Origin of the sequence: Gilliamella sp. B2828 (assembly GCF_026537125.1) — a bacterium.
Taxonomy (GTDB): Bacteria; Pseudomonadota; Gammaproteobacteria; order Enterobacterales; family Orbaceae; genus Gilliamella.
Genome location: NZ_JAFNMU010000006.1, coordinates 104973 through 124057, shown reverse-complemented (window position 1 = coordinate 124057; position 19085 = coordinate 104973). Strand labels below are relative to the sequence as shown.

At 36.2% G+C, this 19085-nt stretch carries 15 protein-coding genes, 1 tRNA gene and 1 pseudogene; 4 read left to right on the top strand and 13 right to left on the bottom strand.

Going from position 1 to position 19085, the window contains the following annotated elements; genetic code table 11:
• The first annotated feature begins 305 nt into the window (after window positions 1-305).
• Window positions 306-1259, top strand: coding sequence for a LysR substrate-binding domain-containing protein (locus J3U19_RS07095; protein ID WP_267341136.1), 954 nt, complete (start codon window positions 306-308; stop codon window positions 1257-1259).
• 19 nt (window positions 1260-1278) lie between these two features.
• Here the strand turns inward: J3U19_RS07095 and J3U19_RS07090 are convergent, their stop codons facing one another.
• From J3U19_RS07090 to J3U19_RS07045, 10 genes and pseudogenes are all read right to left on the bottom strand, one after another.
• Window positions 1279-2358, bottom strand: coding sequence for a sulfate/molybdate ABC transporter ATP-binding protein (locus J3U19_RS07090; RefSeq protein ID WP_267341135.1), 1080 nt, complete (start codon window positions 2356-2358; stop codon window positions 1279-1281).
• A 9-nt stretch (window positions 2359-2367) separates the two neighbouring features.
• Window positions 2368-3216 (bottom strand): sulfate ABC transporter permease subunit CysW, encoded by an 849-nt coding sequence (gene cysW, locus J3U19_RS07085; RefSeq protein ID WP_267345852.1) that lies wholly within the window; start codon window positions 3214-3216, stop codon window positions 2368-2370.
• A gap of 9 nt (window positions 3217-3225) precedes the next feature.
• Window positions 3226-4044 (bottom strand): sulfate ABC transporter permease subunit CysT, encoded by an 819-nt coding sequence (gene cysT, locus J3U19_RS07080; protein WP_370632644.1) that lies wholly within the window; start codon window positions 4042-4044, stop codon window positions 3226-3228.
• Window positions 4045-4124: 80 nt separating this feature from the next.
• Window positions 4125-5108: a sulfate ABC transporter substrate-binding protein gene (locus J3U19_RS07075; RefSeq protein ID WP_267345879.1), complete on the bottom strand. Its 984-nt coding sequence runs from the start codon at window positions 5106-5108 to the stop codon at window positions 4125-4127.
• Window positions 5109-5651: 543 nt separating this feature from the next.
• A complete protein-coding gene (locus tag J3U19_RS07070; protein WP_267345851.1) occupies window positions 5652-6824 on the bottom strand; it encodes a DUF4268 domain-containing protein in 1173 nt (390 codons plus the stop codon).
• A gap of 99 nt (window positions 6825-6923) precedes the next feature.
• A complete protein-coding gene (locus J3U19_RS07065; protein ID WP_267345850.1) occupies window positions 6924-9989 on the bottom strand; it encodes a type I restriction endonuclease subunit R in 3066 nt (1021 codons plus the stop codon).
• A gap of 25 nt (window positions 9990-10014) precedes the next feature.
• Complete coding sequence (locus J3U19_RS07060; protein WP_267345849.1) at window positions 10015-11271, bottom strand: restriction endonuclease subunit S; 1257 nt, start codon at window positions 11269-11271, stop codon at window positions 10015-10017.
• Window positions 11258-12868, bottom strand: a complete 1611-nt coding sequence (locus tag J3U19_RS07055; protein ID WP_267345848.1) for a type I restriction-modification system subunit M — start codon at window positions 12866-12868, stop codon at window positions 11258-11260. Before J3U19_RS07055 ends, J3U19_RS07060 begins: the two co-directional genes overlap by 14 nt.
• 273 nt (window positions 12869-13141) lie before the next feature.
• Window positions 13142-13414: pseudogene (locus tag J3U19_RS11550) on the bottom strand (restriction endonuclease); the annotation flags it as partial.
• A gap of 230 nt (window positions 13415-13644) precedes the next feature.
• Window positions 13645-13720: transfer RNA gene (locus tag J3U19_RS07045), tRNA-Phe, on the bottom strand.
• 159 nt (window positions 13721-13879) lie between these two features.
• Here J3U19_RS07045 and J3U19_RS07040 point away from each other — a divergent pair.
• The 3 genes from J3U19_RS07040 (at window position 13880) to groL (ending at window position 16449) form a co-directional block, all read left to right on the top strand.
• Window positions 13880-14314 (top strand): FxsA family protein, encoded by a 435-nt coding sequence (locus J3U19_RS07040; RefSeq protein WP_267341133.1) that lies wholly within the window; start codon window positions 13880-13882, stop codon window positions 14312-14314.
• A gap of 148 nt (window positions 14315-14462) precedes the next feature.
• Complete coding sequence (locus tag J3U19_RS07035; protein WP_034915350.1) at window positions 14463-14756, top strand: co-chaperone GroES; 294 nt, start codon at window positions 14463-14465, stop codon at window positions 14754-14756.
• Window positions 14757-14802: 46 nt separating this feature from the next.
• Complete coding sequence (gene groL / locus J3U19_RS07030; protein WP_267341132.1) at window positions 14803-16449, top strand: chaperonin GroEL; 1647 nt, start codon at window positions 14803-14805, stop codon at window positions 16447-16449.
• A gap of 84 nt (window positions 16450-16533) precedes the next feature.
• Here groL and J3U19_RS07025 read toward each other — a convergent pair whose 3' ends face one another.
• Genes J3U19_RS07025 through J3U19_RS07015 form a run of 3 tightly spaced genes read right to left on the bottom strand, consistent with a single transcriptional unit; the run spans window position 16534 to window position 18987 of the window.
• Entirely contained in the window at window positions 16534-17115 is a 582-nt protein-coding gene (locus tag J3U19_RS07025) for a manganese efflux pump MntP family protein (protein WP_267341131.1), read from the bottom strand.
• Between the two features lie 32 nt (window positions 17116-17147).
• Window positions 17148-17777 (bottom strand): hypothetical protein, encoded by a 630-nt coding sequence (locus J3U19_RS07020; protein WP_267341130.1) that lies wholly within the window; start codon window positions 17775-17777, stop codon window positions 17148-17150.
• A 28-nt stretch (window positions 17778-17805) separates the two neighbouring features.
• Window positions 17806-18987, bottom strand: a complete 1182-nt coding sequence (locus J3U19_RS07015; protein ID WP_267341129.1) for a bifunctional tRNA (adenosine(37)-C2)-methyltransferase TrmG/ribosomal RNA large subunit methyltransferase RlmN — start codon at window positions 18985-18987, stop codon at window positions 17806-17808.
• Between the last annotated feature and the right edge of the window lie 98 nt (window positions 18988-19085).

Genomic DNA, 19085 nt, shown 5'->3' with positions numbered 1-19085 from the left:
GGCATATATAGCCATAATTCATATGGTTATTACTTTATCATATTTGTCTTTTTTATACGTTCTTTTATACTGAAATTACTTATCGAAACACGTAATTTTATTAATAAAATTAGGAATAAACATAATTTATAAATGAGATAAAATACCTATAACCTATTTTAGGATATTGCTTATGTTCGCTGGCGGTCTGAAATTTTTAAATAATTTACTTTTTAATACGCGTTATTAATTATATACAGCAAATTACACATAAATAATAAAACTATATCAATGAAAATAAAGTAATTTTTACTGGAAAGATCGCTATGAACTTACAACAATTAAGGATTATTCGGGAAGCTGCGCGTTGTAATTATAATTTAACCGAAGTCGCAAATTCTTTATATACATCTCAGTCAGGAGTAAGCCGTCATATCAAAGAGCTCGAAGAGGAGCTGAATATTGATCTTTTTATTCGCCAAGGTAAACGGCTGATTAATATGACTGAACCTGGTTTGGAATTGGTGGTTATTGCCGAGCGCATTTTAAATGAAATTAATAATATTCAGCGGTTATCAACCATTTTTTCTAATACTGATGAAGGTTCATTAGTGATAGCGACCACTCATTCGCAGGCTCGTTATATTCTTCCGAACATTATAAAATCTTTTAGAATGCTTTTTCCTAAAGTCCATATCATTATCAATCAGGGTTCATCCAGTGAAATTATCTCCCAGCTTCTTTCCGGCGAAGCGGATATCGGTATTGATAATGAAAGAGTGGATAACAATTCACTTGCTACCTACCCTTTTTATCGCTGGCATTACTCGATAGTTACCCCCAAAGATCACCCTTTGACTAAAGCCGATAAAGTGACATTAGATATGTTGCAACCGTTACCTATCATCACTTATCGTCAAGGAATCTTTCCTCGTAACAGTATCGATAAAGCCTTTTCAGCTACTGGATTAACGCCCAATATCTCGCTCAATGTTCAAGAGCCTGATGTTATTAAAACCTATGTTGAGTTAGGATTAGGGATTGGTATTTTAGGCAATAAAATGTATAACCCTGATCATGATATCAATTTAGTTGAATTGGATGCGAAACATCTGTTTGAGTCACATATTACATGGCTCGGATTAAAGCGACATAAATTACAACGCAATTATATTTGGCGCTTTATCCAATTATGCAATCAAGAACTATCACTGGAAGACATCAAAAGCCATGCATTATTTGAGCAATCACACTCTAAAATACTTGATTATCAGATTTAATTTATAGGAATCATTCTTGTTAAATCATAAACTCTAATAGCTCATCTTGCATAAAAATATTAACGAGTGAGGGTTGCCAGTAGACAGTATCACCAATTTCAACTTGCTGTTGTTCATATTGTCGATAGCTAATAGAAACATCAATATGCTTTGGTTGTCCGGCTACAGCAATTTCCAGAAAGACGGTTGGACCAGCCGTATGTATACGTACAACTTCTCCTTGGATATCATTTTTTCGGGCCATTTTAGCAATACTGATTTCGTGAGGTCGAACATAAGCAAGAGCAGACTGATCAGACCAGGTACCTTGTTCCCTCATATCTTTGTGAAAATCACCAATAATTAATGTATTATTTTCAATGTAACCATATAAAAGGTTAACATCCCCTAGAAAATGCGCAACAAAGGCGGTTTTGGGTTGCTTATAGACTTCGGCAGGGGTACCTATTTGCTCGATGTGACCTTGATTCATTAAAATTATTCTATCAGCAACTTCCAGTGCTTCTTCTTGATCATGGGTAACAAAGATGCTGGTAACATTGAGTTCATGATGAAAATCACGTAACCAACGTCTTAAATCTTTACGGACTTTAGCATCTAAAGCACTAAAGGGTTCATCAAGCAACAACACATTAGGTTTCGAAGCCAACGCACGCGCTAACGCAACTCGCTGACGCTGACCACCTGACAGTTGGTCTGGATAACGTTTGGCAAAATGGTCAAGTTGCACTAATTCGAGTAATTGATTAACGCGTTCATCAATTGCTGTTTTATTTAATCGTACTGATCTTGGTTTCATTTTTAGTCCAAATGCCACATTTTCAGCTACATTCATATGCCGAAATAACGCGTAATTTTGAAAGACAAAACCAATATCTCGTTGCTTGGCGCTCAGCTTTGTTACTTCCCTATCAGCAAAATAGATTTGTCCTGAACTGGCTGTTTCTAAACCGGCTATAATGCGCAGTAAAGTTGTTTTTCCACAACCAGATGGGCCTAATAGTGCAACTAATTCACCTTGTTTTATGCTGAAATTGATATTTTCTAAGACATTAACGTGTTCAAAACTTTTATTGATATTGTGTAGTGTAATACTCATATCTACCTCTTAGTTCCCATAATGACATTCATTGGCTAAGCGCCTTTCAATCCATTGACGAATCAAGAGTAACGCAAGCGACATCATTAATAGCAAAATAGCGACACTGAATGCAGCAACAATATTGTATTCATTGTATAAAATCTCAACATGAAGCGGTAAGGTATTGGTGTAACCACGAATATGCCCAGAAACAACCGATACCGCGCCAAACTCACCGAGTGAGCGAGCGGTGCAAAGAACAACACCATGCATTAAGGCCCATTTAATATTGGGTAAAGTAATGTGGAAAAAAATTTGCCAGCCATTTGCACCAAGGACGCTGGCGGCCTCTTCTTCATGAGTACCTTGTAGCGCCATTATCGGAATGAGTTCTCTTGCCACAAAAGGAACGGATACAAAAATCGTTGCTAAGATAATTCCTGGAATCGCATAGACAATTTGAATATTCCACGCCTGCAAAAACGGATACAACGCACTTTGTGCGCCAAATAGCAATACATAGATTAAACCTGCCACAATGGGGGAAATCGAGAACGGTAAATCAATTAATGTGACTAATATTTGTTTGCCTTTGAACTGATATTTAGTTATGACCCAAGCTGCACATACACCAAATATCACATTTAATGGCACCGCTACACCAACGGCAATCAGTGTTAATTTAAAAGCGGATAAGGTATCTGGCTCAATAATCACTTGCCAAAATGCATTTACACCATTAGCTAGCCCCTGCGCGAGCACCACAACCAGCGGCAACACCAAAAGTCCGAAAAACAGCAATACCGCCAATAAGATTAGCAATAGCTGTAAACGGGTTACTTTCTTTTTTTCTGTTATTGATTGTAATATCTGCATAATCTTATATTAATGGTTTTTATTAATCTTACGGTTAAGTTTTCGCTGTAAACTGTTCATAATTAATAACAATACAAAAGCAATCAGTAACATCGTTACGCCAATCGCGGCAGCGGCATCATAAGCATATTGGTCAAGTTTTGAGACAATTAATAACGGTAATATTTCGGTCTTAAATGGAATATTACCGGCAATAAAGACCACTGAACCATATTCGCCAATAGCACGAGCAAAAGCGAGGGTAAACCCCGTTAGCCAAGCAGGTAAAATGGCCGGTAAAATAATATGCATAAAAATTTGCCTAGGCGATGCACCAAGCAAACTCGCCGCTTCTTCTTGTTCACGTGGTAAATCAGCCATTACCGGTTGTAAAGTACGCACAACAAACGGCAATGTAACAAATAACAGCGCTAAGGTAATGCCAATGGGGGTATAAGCAATTTTAAAACTGAACCATTGCCCAATTGGCCCATTTTTGGCATAAATTGCGGTTAACGCAATGCCAGCAACGGCTGTTGGTAAGGCAAACGGGATATCAATACAGATATCCATTATCTTCCGTCCCGGAAATCGATAACGTACCAGTACCCAAGCCAATAATAAACCAATAAAGCTGTTTAAACCGGCGCTGATAAATGCGGTACTTAATGAAAGCGTTAATGCCAATAAAAACTGTTTGCTGACTAATAACCGATGCCACTCCTCAAAAGACAGCTTTGTTGAATAAAGAAACAAACCTAATAACGGAATAAGCACAATCAAACTAAGAAAGGTTAAAGTATAACCTAACGTTAAGTTAAAACCTGGGATGATCCGTTGTTGTTTAATGCTTGCAACTTTCATAACATTCACCTTTATACCGCAAAGCTAAGTGAGCACACACTTAACATCGCCAGAATAAGCAGTAATTAGTTTATCTCAGCATAAATTGCATCAAAGATGGCCCCATCACTAAAAAAGGTTTTTTGCACTGTTTGCCACCCACCAAAATCGTTATCAACCGTAACTAACTTAATAGTAGGAAACTGATCAGCATATTGTTTAAGGACATCAGGATTAACAGGACGATAAAAATGCTTGGCAATAATATGTTGTGCCGGATCGCTATATAAGTATTCCAAATAAGCTTGCGCTTGCTTACGTGTACCTTTGCTATCAACAACTTTATCGACTAAAGCCACAGTCGGCTCAGCTAAAATGGATAATGAGGGCATAATAATTTCTAATTGATCGCCACCTTGCTCTCTTAACGCCAAATAAGCCTCATTTTCCCAAGAAATTAAAACATCACCTAAGCCTCGCTGTACAAAGCTAATGGTTGCGCCTCTGGCACCAGTGTCTAAAACCGGAACATGTTGATATAATTTGGTGACAAAATCTTGAGCTTGTTCATCGTTACCATAGGTACTTTTAGCATAAGCCCAAGCCGCCAAAAAATTCCAACGAGCCCCACCCGAGGTTTTGGGATTGGGTGTTATTACCTCAACATCATCTTTTATGAGATCACCCCAATCATAAATCTGTTTTGGGTTACCTTTACGCACTAAAAAAACAATAGTTGAATGGTAAGGCGCACTATTATTTGGCAACCTAGCTTGCCAATCAGGTGATATGTTAGTTTGATAACGATTTAATGCATCAATATCACTCGCTAACGCAAGCGTAACCACATCAGCTTGCAAACCATCAATGACCGAACGCGCCTGTTTACCAGACCCACCATGCGAATTATTTATCGTCAACCGTTCACCGGTTTGCTGCTGCCAATACTCGATAAAAGCCTGATTATATGCTTTATAAAGTTCTCGCGTTGGATCATAAGAGACATTGAGTAATTCAATTGCTTGCGCTTGATGCATAAAAGTGCAAATTGCCAATAAGATTAAGCTGATCCCATGCCTATATAATTTTTGAAAAATAGGTAAATTTTTCACTCGACACCTCACGCTACGCTACTAATGTATTGGATTAGTAATAATAAAAATATGAAATAATTAGACCAAATTATGGTGAGATGCGAAAACGATTATTTTGCATTTAGTTATAACAAAAATAGATATATAGGTGTGGAGGGTGATGAGAGTGTCGAGGTTTTGGATATAAAAAAACAGTTCAAGCAAATATTCTTTGAGCAGATTTTAGATGTGCCATTGTATTACGATACAACGATTGTAAATCGTCGTTACACAATCTTTCAAACTATCATATTACAAACAAAATCTATTATTCGGAGTTTATAATCAGCTTATGACAGTTTTTAATTCATATTTATGTTCAGAATAATCATCTAACACAGTGTCAACCATTCGAGACAAGCGTTTTTGCTTACTGAATTCTTGATTATTACTACTAATAACCTCTAATCGGGCTTGGTAAAATGTTGTGCTGTGCGGTGCTCATGTAAAAATTCTTTTTTAAGAGCGTATATCACATAATTAAAGCTTATTTTTGCTATCTTGTTTAAGCGCATTAGCGGCTTTTTTTAATGGTGCTTTAAAAGCACGTTCAAACCTACTCATATACTCCAAATGCCATTGTGTATATTGAGGCCACTCTTCCTTATTATAGCCATCGACTTTATGAGAAAATTGAATTCGACAAGCCTTTTTATCATCCAATCGCATCCATTCAAGTGATGATCCAAATGTATTTTCTATCTCATTTTTCATCTTAAATAAATAATCAAAAAGAAATTTATTTTCATCTGTGGAGCTCTTACTTAACCACAGTTCAACACGCAGCTCTTTTTGGCTAAAAATTAGATTGTAAGGACAACCACTTAGCCCTGACCCTGCCGAAAGCCAGTGATCTTTGCTAGGGCTAATATTATTGTAAAGTGTACAGCTACTTTTTTGAAAAACCTCAAGTGTAAACTCCCAATATTGGCGACGAATAGAGTGCCTATTTTTCAGAACCACTTCAGTATTCTTTTCTTCTGCTTCTTTAGCACTAATCCCAATCATGAGCTCTTTTGCTTCTGGGGTTGGAATGATTTGATCGATTTCAAGAAAAAGTTGTTCATTTAATGCATAAGGCGTCACTTTAAAACACTGGATATTAATACCTTGACCCAATAACCACAACGCAGTACTCGTTACTTCCTTGCGGAAATTTGCTGCAACCAACATCAAACGCTGACTATTGCCAAGGTTTAATTTGACTTCATCTAAATCTGGAATTTCAAGAAATTCACAAATTCGATCAGCAGCATTCAATTGAGGCTTTTTATCTTGTTTTGTGGTTTCTGAATGGAAAGGAGTCTTATTAAGATATTGCTGATAAATATCAACAATTTGCCCTTTTGTTAAACTGGCACAATAAGAGGCATATTTAATCACTTGCCAGACAACATCACGACCACTGTCATCTAGCTTGTTTTCAATAATCACTAAATTACCATCTTTATCAAGTGCTAATAAATCCAAACATTCACGGGTATCATCAAAACCATCAAACTCCTTTTGAATAATCAGTAACTCTTCACCTAATGCATCGGACTGATAGGTGAGCCACTCTTGTAAATGTTTACGCTCAGTAAATCCTAATTCACTAAAACACTTTACATTTACCGGACTAATTCGGTTAGTTTGACGATCGATGATAAACATAGCTTATCCTAATTTTTATTTTGACAACTCGGCTACAACTTTGTCTTTTTTTGTTACAAAATATCCTATAATCCATTTAATTGAATCAATGAACTCGGTTTAATGCCTTAAACGTAGTGGTAAAATGTTGTTTTGCATCATTTCCATATAGGCTTCTTTAATGCTGCGCCAATAACGTAACTTAGGTACAGGGTTTTCAGTGCTTGTCTTATACACATCATAATGGCTAGTATTTCGTAATTCATCCTCACCATTTTGTTTGCTACGATTTGGATTATAGTTATCCACCACAAAACGCAGTTTATCCACCTCAACCGCCCAAATCTCAGCAAATTTTGTGACTAAATGTTGAATGGTTTCACTGATCATCTGTTCCAGCAACTCAGTAATATTTTTACCACGGTAAGATTCCGGATCACGCTTAATATTTTGCCAAAGCGTATCCATTAGGCTCGCAAGTTTTGAATTTTCTTCACTCAGCGTTTGAATATAGTTATCGACTTCTTGATATTGCGTGTCATCCTCTAAATGTAAGCCTGATGCTGTTTCTGCATTAGGTACAACACGCTGAATAAGAGATAGAATATAACGATAGTTAATTTCTTCCATCCGGTGTGTAAGCAGAACATATTCAATATCTAACGGCTCTACTTCATCATCATCACGATTATCGCGCAGCTCTTCAAGCACATTAACATAAAAACCATGATAGCCTTCTATCTCACTTTCTGTAATAGAGAAATCTTCTTCGAGCTTAGTAATATCAAAATCAAAATAGACTGATGCCGCGTTAAATGCTTTATCAAAACGCTGGTATAGCTTTGCAAATTGTCGTTTTTCACCTAGTGTAAGATGATGAGTCGCTTCAGGTGTAGGCACTAGATTGCGTAACGCTTTTATCGCTCCTTGTAAACGGGCTTTCGCTTCTTGCCAGGTTGGGGCAAGAACATGATTTTCACCACCATTAGAGTAAAGAAATAATGCTTGTTCAACAGCGTCTTGATAGAGATGGGGTGTTTGAAAAGTGACAATTTGACCAAAGGTTTTGCCCTGATCAAATAATCGATTAGTACGTGAAAACGCCTGAATAATATCATGTGGTCGCATTGGTGGCCGGTCGATGAATAAAGTCGAAATGCAAGGAGCATCAAAGCCGGTTAATAGTCTATCGACCACAATAATAATATCAATCTGTTCAGCTCGTCTATGATACCGGCTTTGTTTTCTAGCCAGTCTGGCATTGATATTTTGATTATAGGCACGAATTGTTTCAAGAGTAAAGTTCGTATCATAGCACTGATTATAATCAACTAACACTTCTTTCATTTTTTCTTGATTGCGAATTGATGATTCTTCATTTTCAGAGAGTGAATATGTCATCGCGACTTTAGGAAAATCTGGCAATATACTTCGTGTGTGCTCACTAATTTTGACGGTTTCAAGTCCGGCGATCACACGTTTAAACAAATCATAATATTCCTGTGCAATGGCGATACTTGGTACCGTTAAAATTGTACCATAAGCTTTGCCTTCACCATTTTCCGTCGTAAAACCAAGTTTGCTTTTTGATTTATTGATAATCGAGTCAATGACTTTTAAGCGATGCCTATTATTGTCATATACCTCACTAGGAATGAGCTTTTCTTTCTCTTTCGTACTTAACTGGTTCAGCTCTTTGTTAGCATGATAATGGCAAATAATCCTATCAATTTCATCTTCTTCAAGAGTACTCTTATATTCCACTTGAAAGCCAAGTACTGCTTGATCGTTAATTGCCTCTTTTACCGTGTATTCATGTAAACGCTTACCATACTGCTGTTCAGTCGTTCTTGCTAAATCACCTAACTCAGCGCGTGGATTTTCGGCAAAGATTGGCGTACCAGTAAAACCATACCATAGCGCATACTGAAAACAGCGATCAAGCTCCTGTTTTTTTCGTGGTGTGACAGCGCGGTGACACTCATCAACAATAAACGCCACTTTAAGGGATTTTATTTTATCATAGCGTTTTTGTTTGCGTTCGCTAATATTCGTTTCTGCCATGCGCTTCATTAAATGATTAAGTTTTTGAATAGTGGTAATAACCACACCACGATCTTCACTTGCCAGTCGCTGTACTAAATCATTGACATTATCAGTTTCATCAATTGATACAGGATCAAATTCAGCATAAGAAGTAAAAGAACTGGTCGTTTGCTGATCAAGATCGACGCGATCAACAATAAATAGGGTTTTATCAATCGCTGGAATCTGTAACAGATTACACGCCACTTTATAAGAGGTTAAGGTTTTACCCGAACCGGTAGTGTGCCATACATAACCAGATTGCTGTCGTGCCGAAGCCTGCTTAACCGCTTCAATAGCATGGATCTGATAGGGTCGTAATAAAATTAACGCTTCATTATCTTTGTCGGTAATTGAATATTGAGTGACAATTTTATGTGCCTGTGGAATAGATAGCACAGCTTTAGCAAAAGCCAAATAGTCGGTGATAGGTTTATTACTGGTATCCACCCATTTACATAAAAAGCGTTCATTTAATTGAGAATATAGTGCTGAAGCAATATAACGGGTATCGGTGCCATTACTCACAACAAACATCTGCACTGAAGAAAAAATACCCTTAAACTTCCCTTCTTTTAGGTATTTTTTGATCTGACGGAAGCCATCCATATAAGGGTGCTGGCGATTTTTTAGTTCAATATGAATCATTGGCAAACCGTTGATCAGCAATGTCACATCAAAAATACGGTTACGATCATTCGCTTGCTGCTTACCGCTGGTAAACTGATTAATTACTTCATAACTCGTGCTGCCACCAGCTACATCGGCGCGATTAATCACATTCAAACGAATTGTACCAAGGCTGGCATCTTCACGCTGTACTTGTACTTTAGCGATACCATTCTCACCAGCAAGCCATTTAGCCGCTTCATAAAAACTAATAAAAGTCAGCTGTGTTTTAATCTGCATAAACTCTTGCTCCGTTAAAGCGACGCCGCGTAATATTGCACGATTATTCGCTTCAAGAATGTTGCGTAAGTTTTGCCATAAAGCTGCTTCATTGGTTAAATCATCCCGATAGTGCCATTGAGATTCACCTTGAATCAGTTGATTAATCAGGTTGATTTCTAACTCTCGTTCTTTAGTAAATTGAATCGCCACAGGCTGTCCTTTTTATAATGATCCACTAAATAAATAATCGCTGTAACATCGCTTTTTTAAGTGTTTGATAATGGGTTAATTTATTTTGTTGTTCAGTAATTTGTTTATCCAATTGTTGGAAAAAGTTACCGATTTGGGTTTGTTCTTCGAATGATGGAAAATATCCTTCAAACTTAACTAAATTACTATATGTAATTCCAAAAACTTTCATACCAGTCCCAACTAAATAGCAATGTTTCTTAAAATTATCTGTATGAAAAAAATAATATAAATACATTGAAGATTGCTTTATTGGTCTTATCGCGATTGTATGTAACCCTGCTACAATTTTATTCTTCATAGGCGAAAAATTTAAAATACAAGGTTGTGCAATACCTTGATAGTCTTCGGATGCATCAGCCAATACCAAATCTCCTTTTTGCAATATTAGATAATCGCCATACTTAATATTTGGTAACATTTCATCATGACCAATAATATTAGCTTTTTTCCTGTGTATATCACCATAATGAATGTATTTTAAACCAGTATTATTTTCTACTTCCACATCTCTAGATAATGAATAAGATTTAATTTGTTTTAATAAATCTTCTAACTTTTTCTTATTCCAATCCCCACTAAACCCGTTAAAACGCACTTTTGGTACTTTTTCATCTTTTTGAGGAAACATTTTTTGTAGCATGGCTTTTTTATAGTTTTGTGCTTGAGTTAAGGCATGTTGTTGTAGTTCAATCACTTGATCTAGTTTCTGGAAAAAATGGCCAATTTGCGTTTGTTCTTGTTGCTTAGGTGTCAAAATAGGCATTGTTCTAAAAACGGAATCACCAATTGCAAATCTATCAGAACGTGCACCTTTGTCACCATTCATAAACATAAAGCGATGCCATTTAGATGTTGAAAAATAATAATCTAAAAAATCATTATTTATCGAATGTGTTCTAAAAACATAATATAGCGGTGACATCACTCCTGTACGATTTAACTTATTGCGTTTTATCGGTCCAACTGGTGCCAAATTTGAAATCCTTGGATTATAAACAAAATCATTCGGTTGAACGACATAGTAGTGGCATAAATTAATTTCATTTGAAATATCTTTATTAAAAAAATCTCGCTGATTTATAATTCCATACTCAGCGGAATTAGTAAAAGTTTCATTGATAAGATTGTTTTTATTTTTTTCTTGAACTTTGTCCGAGATATCACAAAGTTTTGTAATATTCCACTCCCCACTAAATCCCTTAAACCTCAGTTTAGGCACCTTACTCTTAATGCTTGCCATTACCAACTCCTTGTAATGCCGCTTTAAAGTCTGCTAACTCTTTTTCCGCTTCTGGTGTCGTGCCCGTTAGTTCATCTAACATCGCAATCAGTTCTTTTTCTGCGATTTTTAGTTCTTGTTGTGTCTGCATCATCGCGGTGGATAAATCAGCTAGAGGAATCTCTGGTTCTGTTTCAAAGGTATCAACATAGCGGGGAATATTAAGGTTAAAATCATTCGCTTCAATCTCGGTAAAACTCGCCAAATAGCTGAATTTGTCGATAGTTTTGCGTTCTACATAAGCTTTAAAAATGGTTTCAACATGTTCATCAGTTAAGACGTTTTTGGTTCGCGCTTTTTCAAATAATTCTTGGGCATCAATAAACAGCACATCACGTTGATTGTAATCTTTACGTAAGACAATAATTGTAGTTGGAATACCAGTATTATAAAAAATATTCGCAGGTAAACCTATCACAGCATAAATATGACCGTTTTCAAGTAATGTGCGGCGTATTTTCTCCTCGCTGCTGCCTCTAAACAATACCCCATGTGGCAGCACAATCGCCATAGTACCCTTTGATTTTAAATGGTAGAAGCCATGCAGTAAAAAGGCAAAATCAGCACGCGATTTGGGCGCCAACACCCCATAAGGTGCAAAACGAGCATCATCTAAAAAGCCTTTTACTGCACTCCAGTGCGCGGAATACGGTGGATTCATTAATACACCATCAAAATTGGTTGGTTCATCTGTTGGCCAGTCATCACTTAGTGTATCGGCATTGCTTAAATATTGATTTGCAATCGGCACTTGGTGCAACATTAAGTTCATACGGGCTAGATTATAGGTTGAAGTATTAATTTCCTGACCAAAATAGAGCACGGTTCCTGGTTCTTGACTCTCTTTTTTAATATTAAGCATTAATGACCCCGATCCCATAGTTGGATCATAAATACTAAAACCTTTTTGTTTGTGCTTGCCATGCATCACAATTTTAGTCATTAATTTTGCCACACCATGTGGTGTATAAAATTCCCCCGCTTTTTTTCCTGATTCAGAGGCAAATTCACTGATCATATATTCATAAGCATCGCCCAAGATATCGCCGACATAACCATCTAAATCAACCTCTGCCAATTTTTTCATTACACCCGAAATAGTTTCATTTTGCTTTTGTGGTGAGGCACCAAGTTTACGCGAATAAAGGTCAATATCCTGAAATAGGTTGGCAAAAATCTCATGCGCTTGTTCAATATTACGAAAACCTTGTGCTAAGGTTTCTAATTGGAAAGTGCTGTTATTAATATCATTCAACAATTGAGTAAAAGTATATTGTGGCTCTATTACATAAGAAAACTGGGTATTGAGCACCTCTTTAAGATCTTGCCATAATTCTGGATTAGCATAAGCCTTAGTATAGATTGCTTGTGCTTGTTTTAAATCATCAGCTTTCTCTTCTAGCTGATCAACCGCATAATCCAACATATTATCCGATAGGTATTTATAAAAAATAATACCCAACAAATAGTTTTTGTATTCATTGGCATCCATCTTGGAGCGTAAAATATCGGCTGATGCCCAAAGTGCGTTATAAAGTGTGCTAGAATTTTGTTCCATGTAGCAGAATCTCATCAATTAATGATTAACATTGTTGTTAATTTTATCAGATTTATAAATTTTTTATCCATTATTAAAAATAATAGGCTAATTTGTTACTTATGGTGACTACTTCCTAAACACTTCCCATAAATGCCATTCAACAAACCGATCATGCAAATAATCTTCTTTTATACCTGGTAGTAAGATATTTTTAACTTCAAAATCCCAGAACAATTTTTCAACCCTTTGATGACCATTAACTCCACTTGATATTTCCATTTTTAAACTTCCTTCAATATTAGTTAATTGCCAAACCCCATCGCTTTGTAAACGCCAAAAAGGCATATTCGGATAATAATGCGATCTTGCTTGACCAAATCTCATCAATAAATCTAACAATGGCTTTTCAATTTCAGTACTATCATTAAACAAACGCTCATGCCCCTACTTATATTGAGATAAAACGTAAAATAGTAACAAAGGTTTATGCGGAGCTCTTTGATCGCCTTTTTTCCAAATGGAGAGATCGCTGATTTTTTGTTGTAAATGTTTGATATCCATCATTCCATAAACTGAATGCAAAAGATTGGATATTATGACAAATATTACATTAATTTTGTGAGATAGCTCACAAAGTATTAAACCGTTCAATAAACAGATTTAAAAAAAATGATAATTAAATTGTATTTAAAAATAGAAGTGTAAAAGAATATCGGCAAGTAATTATTAATAGAATCAGAATTGATAAACATCAGACACAAAAAAACCAGCTTTCGCTGGTGTTCTTTTAGAATTGGTGCCCGGACGCGGAATCGAACCACGGACACGGGGATTTTCAATCCCCTGCTCTACCGACTGAGCTATCCGGGCAACAATGGAGGTGTATTAAACACGATTCCCGATTATCCGTCAATCCTTTTTATAAGATATTTTAAAAAAACTCTACTGTTTGGTTGAAATTTAACTAGTTATCACTATATTAATAACTTATTATGACATAATATCACTCTATATTTAGAGGAATTTTATATGCGAGTCTTTGGATTTATTATTTTTTTTATCTATGCTTATTTTGAACTCAGTTTCTTTATAAACGTTGCAGATTCAATAGGTGTTTTTCTTGCTTTAATTGGCATTATTGCCACTTCGATTATTGGGTTTTCTTTAATTAAAAAGCAGGGTTTAAATAACCTAAGTATTATGCAACAAAAAATTGCTAATCATCAAAGCCCTAAAGATGAAATTATTAAGAGCGTGTCCTTACTCTTTGCGGGTTTTTTATTGCTAATTCCGGGTTTTTTAACCGATATGCTTGGCGCGATTTTGTTAATTCCACGCATTCAAGATTATATTGTTCGCTTTATTGTTAAAAAATTTCCTTTCAAAGTTCGCTCATTTTCTTCTAGCAGCAATGTGCAACTTAATGATGTAATTGAGGGGGAATTTGAGCGTAAAGATGATTAATAATTAATCAATTAGAAAATTTTTTAATTTTATTATCTTGAAGAATTTAAAATAAACCCCATGTAATGTTCACTATATTATATAGATCATAATTTTATGATTTATTGTTAATAATTATTTAATTTAAATTAGTGCTAGGAGATAACTAATGAAAATTCGTCCATTGCATGATCGTGTGATCATTAAACGCAAAGAAGTAGAATCAAAATCAGCTGGCGGTATTGTTTTAACAGGCTCAGCTGCGGGTAAATCAACACGTGGTGAAGTTTTAGCGGTTGGTAATGGTCGCATTTTGGAAAATGGTCAAGTTCAACCACTCGATGTTAAAGTTGGTGATATCGTAATTTTCAATGAAGGATATGGCGTTAAAACAGAAAAAATTGATAATGAAGAAGTACTTATCTTATCTGAAAGCGATATTTTAGCCATTGTTCAAGCGTAATTGGCAAATAATTTAATTTATAGACAGAATTTAGGAGAAATACAAAATGGCAGCTAAAGATGTAAAATTTGGTAATGATGCCCGTACTAAAATGCTTAAGGGTGTGAATGTATTAGCTGATGCAGTTAAAGTCACTTTAGGTCCAAAAGGACGTAACGTAGTATTAGATAAATCATTTGGTGCACCAACTATTACTAAAGATGGTGTGTCAGTTGCTCGTGAAATCGAATTAGAAGACAAATTCGAAAACATGGGTGCACAAATGGTTAAAGAAGTGGCTTCAAAAGCAAACGATGCCGCTGGTGACGGTACAACTACCGCAACAGTCCTTGCGCAAGCAATTGTTAACGAAGGTTTAAAAGCGGTTGCGGCTGGCATGAATCCAATGGATTTAAAACGTGGTATCGATAAAGCAGTTGTTGCAGCAGTTGAAGAGCTTAAAAAATTATCTTCACCTTGTGCAGACTCTAAAGCGATTGCTCAAGTAGGTACAATCTCTGCTAACTCAGATGAAACTGTGGGTACTTTAATTGCTCAAGCAATGGAAAAAGTGGGTAAAGAAGGTGTTATTACTGTTGAAGATGGTACTGGTTTACAAGACGAGCTTGATGTTGTTGAAGGTATGCAATTTGATCGTGGTTATTTATCACCATATTTCATCAATAAACCAGAAACAGCTACTGTTGAATTAGATAGCCCATATATTTTATTAGCGGATAAAAAAATCTCTAACATCCGTGAATTATTACCAGTATTAGAAGCAGTGGCTAAAGCAGGTAAATCACTACTAATCATTGCTGAAGATGTTGAAGGCGAAGCATTAGCCACTTTAGTTGTGAACACTATGCGTGGTATTGTTAAAGTTGCTGCAGTTAAAGCACCTGGCTTTGGTGATCGTCGTAAAGCCATGTTACAAGATATCGCGATTTTAACAGCTGGTACGGTAATTTCAGAAGAAATCGGTTTAGAGCTTGAAAAAGCTACTTTAGAAGACCTAGGTCAAGCTAAACGTGTTGTTATCAATAAAGACAATACCACTATCATCGATGGTGTGGGTGAAGAGTCTTTAATCAGTGCACGTGTTGAACAAATTCGTAAACAAATCGAAGAATCAACTTCTGATTACGATAAAGAAAAACTTCAAGAACGTGTAGCTAAATTAGCTGGTGGTGTTGCAGTAATTAAAGTTGGTGCAGCAACAGAAGTTGAAATGAAAGAGAAAAAAGCACGTGTTGAAGATGCATTACATGCAACTCGTGCAGCGGTTGAAGAAGGTGTGGTTGCCGGTGGTGGTGTTGCGTTAGTTCGTGCTGCATCTGCAATTTTAGACCTTAAAGGTGCAAACGAAGATCAAAACGTTGGTATTAAAGTTGCCCTTCGTGCAATGGAAGCGCCATTACGTCAAATCGTGACTAACTGTGGTGAAGAAGCATCGGTTGTTGTTAACGCAGTTAAAGGTGGTAAAGGTAACTATGGTTACAATGCTTCAACTGAAGAGTACGGCGATATGATCGCAATGGGTATCTTAGATCCAACTAAAGTAACGCGTAGCGCATTACAATATGCTGCATCTGTTGCTGGTCTTATGATCACAACTGAATGTATGGTTACTGATCTACCTAAAGATGATAAAGCTGATTTAGGTGCTGCTGCAGGTATGGGCGGCATGGGTGGAATGGGCGGAATGATGTAATTCTGCTGTTTCTCCTAATAAAAACCACTCCGTTATGTGAGTGGTTTTTTTATACCTAAAGAAATTTTTTATAACATATTAAAATTAGGTTGTTAAATGTTGATAAAGTGTAATTATACCAATTGTAATCAGCACTAATCCGCCTAAAAGCTCCGCGTTTTTGCCAACAACACAGCCTAATTTTTTTCCTAGTAATAGACCTGTTGTCACCATCACACACGTTGCTAACCCAATCATTGATGCCGTAAAATAGATATTAACATTCGCCATTGCTAAACCGACCCCAACGGCAAATGCATCAATGCTAGTTGATATAGCGGTAAAGATTAACATAAAAAAAGATTTTTTATTATTTGCTGATACTAGTTCTTCTTCCTGATCGTTTTCATCTAATGATGTTAGGCTGTTATAAATCATGTTTATACCTAAAAATAACATGATAATAAACACTACCCAATGATCCCATTTTTCGATATATTGCAAGGCAATATAGCCAATTAACCAGCCTAGTATTGGGGTAATGGCTTCAACAATGCCAAATAAGATCCCCACTTTTAATGCCCCTAAAAACGGTGTTGATTTGAGCGATACGCCACGACAAATCGCTACCGCAAATGCATCCGTCGACATGGCTAATGCTAGTAATAAAATAGCCCAAAAACTCATGATTGTTACTCTTGCTTCTAATGATATTTATTCTAATTCTTGTAATTTATTTTTTTGGATATTAATAACAGATAGTTAGAGACACTTTCATCGCCTTTGTTTTTATAAATTTCCGCTGTTTTTATTACACTACTTCGGCGACTTGAATCATATTCAAAAAGTTGCTTGAACATAAGATCTGCTGTTTTTGTATCGCCATTTTGAATCGCACAATAACCATACTGCTCGTAGGCATCAGCTTTCCAATGATGTTTGTCGAGATCTAGGCTTTGTTTAAATTGTTTTTGGGCTTCTTGATAACGATCTCTACCACATAAAAAAGAACCATAATGAACATGATATAAACCATTACCAGGTTGCATTAATGTAATACGTTTGTAGATCATTTCTGCTTCGTTATACTCGCCAACATGCTGATCAAACATTGCCATTGCTAGCATCACTTGTGGATTATTGGGCGAATACTGGGAAGCTAATTTTAGATTATAATGTGCAGCCTTAATATTATCTTCGGATTCATTGGCTTTAGCTAAATAACCTAACCCTAATCGCATTCTTGCTAATGCAGCAGTTTCTGGGTCAAACTCTTCTCTATTATTAGTTTGACAACCTGCAAGCATTAGCATAGAAAAACAGCTGAACACTATTAACGATCTTTTCATTTACACTTCCTTTTTTATATTAGAAGATTTATGCTGTTTTCTGAACAAGGTTTTGCTTTTTATACAAGGTTCGTTTAGTTCGATCAACCACTTCACCAGCAAGCTGCCCGCAAGCGGCATCAATATCATCACCGCGGGTTTTGCGAACAATAACCGTAAATCCATACCCCATTAATGTTTTCATAAAGCGATCAATTCGGGTATTTGAACAACGAGAATAAGGTGCGCCAGGGAATGGATTCCATGGAATTAAATTGATTTTACTTGGCACATTTTTTAAGAACTTTGCCAGCTCATGCGCATGTTCAACACTATCATTGATTTGATTGAGTAAAACGTATTCGATTGTCACCTTACCGTGATTAGCATTTGATGTTGATAGATAACGTAAAATTGAATCACGCAGCATGGCCATATTATATTTTTGGTTGATTGGCATAATTTCACTGCGGATTTCATCATTTGGTGCATGAAGTGAAATCGCTAAGGCAACATCAATCATTCCTGCCAATTTATCTAATGCCGGTACTACACCAGAGGTTGAAAGTGTGACGCGTCTTTTTGATAAACCATAACCAAAATCATCTAACATGATTTCCATGGCTGGTGCAACATTAGATAAATTAAGTAAAGGTTCACCCATACCCATCATAACAACATTCGTGATCGGCCGATCGGCTAATTTGCCTGTGACACCAATCGCATTTGATGCTCGCCAAACCTGACCAATAATTTCAGAAACGGTTAAATTGCGATTAAAACCTTGCTGAGCAGTTGAACAAAATTTGCATTCCAGCGCACAGCCCACTTGTGATGATACGCACAAAGTTGCTCGATCACGTTCAGGGATATAAACCGATTCAATCATCTGATTATTACCCACATCTAATGCCCATTTAATGGTACCATCCGATGATCGCTGTTCAAGAGCAATTTTAGGCGCTTTAATTTCAGCTAATTTTTTTAGTTGTTCACGGAGCTTTTTGTTGATGTCGGTCATCAGATCAAAATCATCTATCCCAAAATGATAGATCCATTTCATCACTTGATCAGCTCTAAAGGGCTTTTCCCCAAGCGATATAAAAAAATCACGCAATTGCTGACGCGTAAAATTGAGTAGATTTATTTTTTCTTGTGTTGAATGAACATTAATTGTATTAGCAGCATCTGAATTAATTACAGACGTGTTAGATGTAGCAGATTTTAACATAAGGCCTCGTTTTTACACATTATGGCTATTTCAATTTTTAGGGAAAGGATTATACTGGTTTTCACCTTATCTGGCTAATAGAATATTATAGAAACTCA

Bases quoted from the DNA above. Each gene is read 5' to 3' on its own strand.
- J3U19_RS07090 (WP_267341135.1), bottom strand. From the start codon at position 2,358: ATGAGTATTACACTACACAATATCAATAAAAGTTTTGAACACGTTAAT.
- J3U19_RS07020 (WP_267341130.1), bottom strand. From the start codon at position 17,777: ATGAAAAGATCGTTAATAGTGTTCAGCTGTTTTTCTATGCTAATGCTT.
- J3U19_RS07040 (WP_267341133.1), top strand. From the start codon at position 13,880: ATGCGAGTCTTTGGATTTATTATTTTTTTTATCTATGCTTATTTTGAA.
- J3U19_RS07025 (WP_267341131.1), bottom strand. From the start codon at position 17,115: ATGAGTTTTTGGGCTATTTTATTACTAGCATTAGCCATGTCGACGGAT.
- J3U19_RS07055 (WP_267345848.1), bottom strand. From the start codon at position 12,868: ATGGAACAAAATTCTAGCACACTTTATAACGCACTTTGGGCATCAGCC.
- groL (WP_267341132.1), top strand. From the start codon at position 14,803: ATGGCAGCTAAAGATGTAAAATTTGGTAATGATGCCCGTACTAAAATG.
- J3U19_RS07070 (WP_267345851.1), bottom strand. From the start codon at position 6,824: ATGTTTATCATCGATCGTCAAACTAACCGAATTAGTCCGGTAAATGTA.
- cysW (WP_267345852.1), bottom strand. From the start codon at position 3,216: ATGCAGATATTACAATCAATAACAGAAAAAAAGAAAGTAACCCGTTTA.
- J3U19_RS07060 (WP_267345849.1), bottom strand. From the start codon at position 11,271: ATGGCAAGCATTAAGAGTAAGGTGCCTAAACTGAGGTTTAAGGGATTT.
- J3U19_RS07095 (WP_267341136.1), top strand. From the start codon at position 306: ATGAACTTACAACAATTAAGGATTATTCGGGAAGCTGCGCGTTGTAAT.
- J3U19_RS07015 (WP_267341129.1), bottom strand. From the start codon at position 18,987: ATGTTAAAATCTGCTACATCTAACACGTCTGTAATTAATTCAGATGCT.
- J3U19_RS07035 (WP_034915350.1), top strand. From the start codon at position 14,463: ATGAAAATTCGTCCATTGCATGATCGTGTGATCATTAAACGCAAAGAA.